A 4781-nucleotide genomic window follows, 5' to 3' on the forward strand; every position below is an offset into this window, starting at 1 on the left:
GCCAGTGCCGACGTCTCGGACAGGTCAAGGCCGGTGAGCTCGCTAATTTTCCGAATCCGGTAAATGATCGTTTGCCGGTGGACGTGGAGAATGGTGGCTGTTTTTTGCCAGGAGCGCTGGTTGTCCAGGTAGGTCGCCAGTGTCAGGATCAGGTCCGGTTGACGTCCTCTTTCGTAGTCGATGACAGGGCCGAGTACATGCTGTACCAGGGCCTGCCCTTCGGCGACGCTCGTCAGGCCAAGCCATGGCTGCCCCTCCGCATAGCGCACCAATCCCCCGTCACTGTCTTGAGCCGCCGCCAGGGCCCACAGGGACTCCTGCCTGGCCGTTTGAAGCCCGGCCGCGGTAGCGGGACGGCTGAGCCCGATCCGCATGTCCGGTCCGACGGCGTGGCGCAACGTCTGCGGCGTGAAGGCAGTGAAAAGGACAAGATGAAGCTTGTCAGCCCTACGCAGGCAGGCGCTCGCAATGCCATGGCGCCACAAGTCGGTGTGGGCAGTGTCCAGTCCCCGCCCGTCCGCGCTGGCCATCGACGCGACGACGAACCCCTGCGCGGGAACGCCAAAGCTTGAGAGCCGGCCCTCAAGCTCGGCCAGCCCGTAGTGGCCGTCGAAGGCTTGAAGAAGGAACTCGGACACGAGCCGGTGCTGGTTCTCCCGGTCCAGGACGACCCTGGACAATTCAAGGCCCAGCACCGTCGCTGCGTGCAGAAGCAGCAGGGCATCGGGATGCTGGTCCGAGTTCGGCAGGACAACAAGGAGTGCATGCGCATGTGTAGGCACATCAAGTGTCAACACCTGCCTGTCCCCGCCCACGTGGTGCCACCGGAATTGTTTGGCGGGGGCCTCGTCGTGCCCGAGCAGCGGCGCAAGCTCCCGGGCCAATTCCGGGGAAAGTCCTCCATCACCGGCATTCCATGGATGAAGACAGCGCTTGTCCAGCACGAACAGCAGCGCGTCCAGTTCCGCTCCGACCCGGGCCCGCAGTTCCGGCCACGCGTTCCCGGCGGCACCCACCCGCCGAAGCAGGTCATAGATGCGAGCGGTCTGCCGCAACCTGCGCGACTCCTCCAGCAGGGAAGCCTCCGCCACGGATCGGGCGATCGCAATAAAGGGCAGCGGGTACGGCACATTGATCACAGGCAGGGGAAGACTGTCACAGGCTGCCAGGAATTCAGGCAGGAGCGCCGGGGCGTGCATCTTCTCGCCGACAGCCAGCGCGCTCGCCCCAGCCCGCACCAACGCATGCGCCAACTCGACTTGACCCGCAGCGTCCGTGGGAAGCGAGAGCCCGTTGGTCATCATCAGCTCGCCCCCGGTAACCCATTCCCACAAGCGGGGCAGGTCAGAGGTATGGGCCCAAGTAATCCGGTTCGCCAGGCCGGCCGAACCGGCCAGCAAAGTCAGGCCAAGTTGTGGCTCGGCCAGCAGTTCGGCCACGGAAACGGCCACGCGCAGCTCCTTGTCACTAATGGGCGGAAGGAACCCCGCACCGGCATTAGACAAATGTATATGACGCCTGGATTTTTGTAATCAACATGCAGATTGGATTCGTGACTCCCGTCACGAAAGATGGAGGAACGAATATCCCGCCCAGTGATGGGCATTCACGAAAGAGGTCTTGCAATGAGTGCAACGAGCAATCTCATTGATGACGCCCCGTTGACCAGATTTCACAAAAAGCTGACCGTCTTTTCCTCGGGCGGCCCTTTCATCGACGGCTACGCACTGTCCATCATCGGCATCGCCCTGATCACCATGACCCCAGGACTGAAATTGTCCACGGGCGAAGTGGGCATGATCGGGGCGGCCAGTCTGGTGGGCATCTTCTTCGGAGGAGCCATCTTCGGTTGGCTCACGGACAAGATCGGCCGCCACAACATGTACATCGCAGACCTCGTAGCGCTTGCGGTGTTCTCCCTTCTGAACGGCTTCGCCGCCGAGGTGTGGCAGGTTGTCCTGTGCCGGTTCCTGCTCGGCATGGCCATCGGGGCCGACTATCCGATCGCGACGTCACTACTGGCCGAATTCCTGCCAAAGAAGTACCGGGGCCGTCTGCTGGGGGCCACGTTCGTGGTGTGGGCAGTCGGCGCAGCGTTCGCGTTCGCCGTCGGCTTCCTGCTACGGAATTTCGGACCCGATGCCTGGCGCGTCATGGTGGCCAGTCCCGCCATCTTCGCCATCATCACACTCCTGTGCCGGCTGGGCACGCCGGAATCACCGCGGTGGCTGCTCTCACGTGGCCGCAAGGACGAAGCACGGGCCGTGATCAAGAAGGTGTACGGGCAACAATACGACCTCAGCGACATCTCCTCCGACGTCCAGGCCGACACCGCCAAGGCGAAGTTCACAGACATCTTCAAGGGCACCCTGTGGAAGCGCACACTGTTCGTCTCCATCTTTTGGACCGCCCAAGTGATACCGCTCTTCGCCGTCTACACCTTCGCCCCGGACCTGCTCTCCTCCTTCGGCCTATCAGGCGACGCGAACCTCTACGGCGGGTCGCTGCTGATCTCAATGCTCTTTGTCATCGGAGGCATCCCCGGCCTGTGGCTGGTGGAAAGAATCGGCCGACGCAAACTCCTGCTGTGGAGCTTCGGCATCATCGTCGTGGCCCTGGCCATCCCGGCCTTCATCCACAACGTCCAAGCCACCCCGCTCTTTATCGCACTGGCCATCTTCGCCCTCGCATCCGGAGCATCCAGCTTCCTGGAAGTCGTCTACCCGAACGAACTGTTTCCCACCGAAATCCGGGCCACGGCCGTGGGATTCGGCACGGCCATCAGCCGTGTTGGTTCCGCCGCAAGCACCTACCTCATGCCCGCCGCGATCATCAGCTTTGGCGCCGCAGGGTCGCTGTTGATCGGTGCCGGCATTTCCCTGGTCGGCCTGGTCGCAACGCTGATTCTCGCCCCGGAAACAGCCAACAAAGCCCTCCATGAACTGACCACCAAAAGCAAACCCTCCACGTCCGAAGCACCCAAAGAAACCGAAGGATCCCTCCCATGACCTCACACAAGCCCGTTGGCCCCGCCGACGCGACCACAGTCCCCCGCTTCGCCGGACTGGCCACCTTTGCCAAACTGCCACAAATCGAACAAGTCCCCGACTATGACATCGCCATCGTCGGTGTCCCGTTCGACGGCGGCACCTCCTACCGCCCCGGCGCCCGGTTCGGCCCAGCCGCCGTCCGTGAAGCATCCAGGCTGCTGCGCCCCGGATACCACGTCGAACTCGACGTCGAACCCGTCAACGAGGCCCAAGTCGTTGACGCCGGCGACCTCGCATGCACCCCGTACGACATCACGCAGGCCGTGGAGGACATCGAAAAGCAGGCGCTGCCGCTCATGGCCCACGACAAGCGCGTCATCGCCATCGGCGGCGACCACACCATAGCGCTACCCATGCTGCGCGCCCTCACCCACGTCCACGGCCCCGTCGCACTGCTGCATTTCGACGCGCACCTGGACACCTGGGACACCTACTTCAACCAGCCCGTCACTCACGGAACCATCTTCCGCCGCGCCTTCGAGGAAGGCCTGCTCGTGGAAGACAGCTCAATGCACGTAGGAATCCGCGGCCCCGTCTACGACCGCGACGACTTCCTCCACGACCACGAATTCGGATTCCAAATCATCCGCTGCTCCGACCTCGACGAAATCGGGGTACCCGCCGCCATCCAGCAAGTCAAGGACCGCCTCGGCGACACCCCCGTCTACGTCTCCATCGACATCGACGTCCTCGACCCCGCCTACGCACCCGGAACCGGCACACCCGAAATGGGCGGACTACACTCCCGCGAGCTGCTCGCACTACTACGTGGATTGAACGGCATCAACATCGTCGGCGCCGACGTCGTCGAGGTCGCCCCAGCCTACGACCACGCCGACATCACCTCCGTTGCCGCCGCCACCGTCGTCTTCGACCTCCTGGGACTAATGGTCAACCGCAACAAAGGCGCCACCAACTCCGGCGAACGAGATCTCGAAGCTTCAGCCGTCTAAAACCGGACACGCACGTGGGCCCGCGAAAGACCGCGGGCCCACATCCGCGTCTGCCAACCCTCGACGGCCATGCATAACAACGCGCTTCCCTGCCCGCAACGACCCGTGCCAGATCCTCAACCAAGTGGCCGGGCAGGGACACGGTCCACTTGCCGTTGCGTGGCTTCGTCGCCATGGCCGTGGTGAACACCGTGTAGCCTTCGTCCACGAACTTCAGCAGCATCGCGAACTCAGCCGGGGTGAAGGAACACGGCGTCGTCCTCGATCTTCTCCGTGCGTGGGAGACCGATCCTGCTGCAGGGGTTGACACGGCCCTCGACCTGCCCCGCGGTTGGTTCCACTGCGGATTCGATCAGCGCGTGGTTGTTAGGGACGGTCTTCGGGCCCAGTCCCATGGCCTACACGACCCGGATCCACCACCACATGGCGGCAATCCAACCTAGGCCGGGACGAGAGAGTAGTCCAGCATGCTCCGGTACGTCCGCACCGTGCCCGGCGACAGCCGGACCACATGTCCAACATATTCGCCACCGACCACGGCCACCGCCCGGGACGTCCGTATCTGCCCGATCAGGGCCTACTGGACCAACGAGAAAGACTAGCACCTAGCATCAAGCAAGCGCCGGAGCACGACCGCCTCGACCTCGGCCCCAAACCACAGACCTGCTCTGTGTGAATTCCGAGCCCCGCCACTGGACCTTGAACGAGGGAGAACCATGACTTTTCGCGCAGTTCCTGATGTGCTCGCCACACCGCAAATTTCACGTCCCGTGTCCAC

4 protein-coding genes are annotated in these 4781 nt (G+C 63.2%); 2 read left to right on the forward strand and 2 right to left on the reverse strand.

The features are described 5' to 3' along the window. The coding region (locus G6035_RS19185; protein WP_176618699.1) for a PucR family transcriptional regulator at nt 1–1451 on the reverse strand (1451 nt) is incomplete at its 3' end. Between the two features lie 174 nt (nt 1452–1625). Between G6035_RS19185 and G6035_RS19190 the strand changes: the two genes are divergently transcribed. Continuing rightward, nucleotides 1626–3008, forward strand: coding sequence for an MFS transporter (locus tag G6035_RS19190; RefSeq protein ID WP_176618700.1), 1383 nt, complete (start codon nt 1626–1628; stop codon nt 3006–3008). Further along, nucleotides 3005–4003 carry an agmatinase gene (speB, locus tag G6035_RS19195; RefSeq protein WP_176618701.1) on the forward strand — a complete coding sequence of 333 codons (999 nt, stop codon included), beginning with the start codon at nt 3005–3007 and terminating at the stop codon, nt 4001–4003. The genes G6035_RS19190 and speB overlap by 4 nt, the downstream gene beginning before the upstream one ends. 230 nt (nt 4004–4233) lie before the next feature. Here speB and G6035_RS19200 read toward each other — a convergent pair whose 3' ends face one another. After that, nucleotides 4234–4398: a hypothetical protein gene (locus G6035_RS19200; RefSeq protein WP_176618702.1), complete on the reverse strand. Its 165-nt coding sequence runs from the start codon at nt 4396–4398 to the stop codon at nt 4234–4236. Nucleotides 4399–4781: the final 383 nt, after the last annotated feature.

Source organism: Arthrobacter sp. SDTb3-6 (assembly GCF_013376095.1).
Taxonomy (GTDB): Bacteria; Actinomycetota; Actinomycetes; order Actinomycetales; family Micrococcaceae; genus Specibacter.

What these genes read in the sequence shown, in the direction of transcription:
- G6035_RS19190 (WP_176618700.1), top strand. Translation starts at nt 1,626, where the DNA reads ATGAGTGCAACGAGCAATCTCATTGATGACGCCCCGTTGACCAGATTT.
- speB (WP_176618701.1), top strand. Translation starts at nt 3,005, where the DNA reads ATGACCTCACACAAGCCCGTTGGCCCCGCCGACGCGACCACAGTCCCC.
- G6035_RS19200 (WP_176618702.1), bottom strand. Translation starts at nt 4,398, where the DNA reads ATGGGACTGGGCCCGAAGACCGTCCCTAACAACCACGCGCTGATCGAA.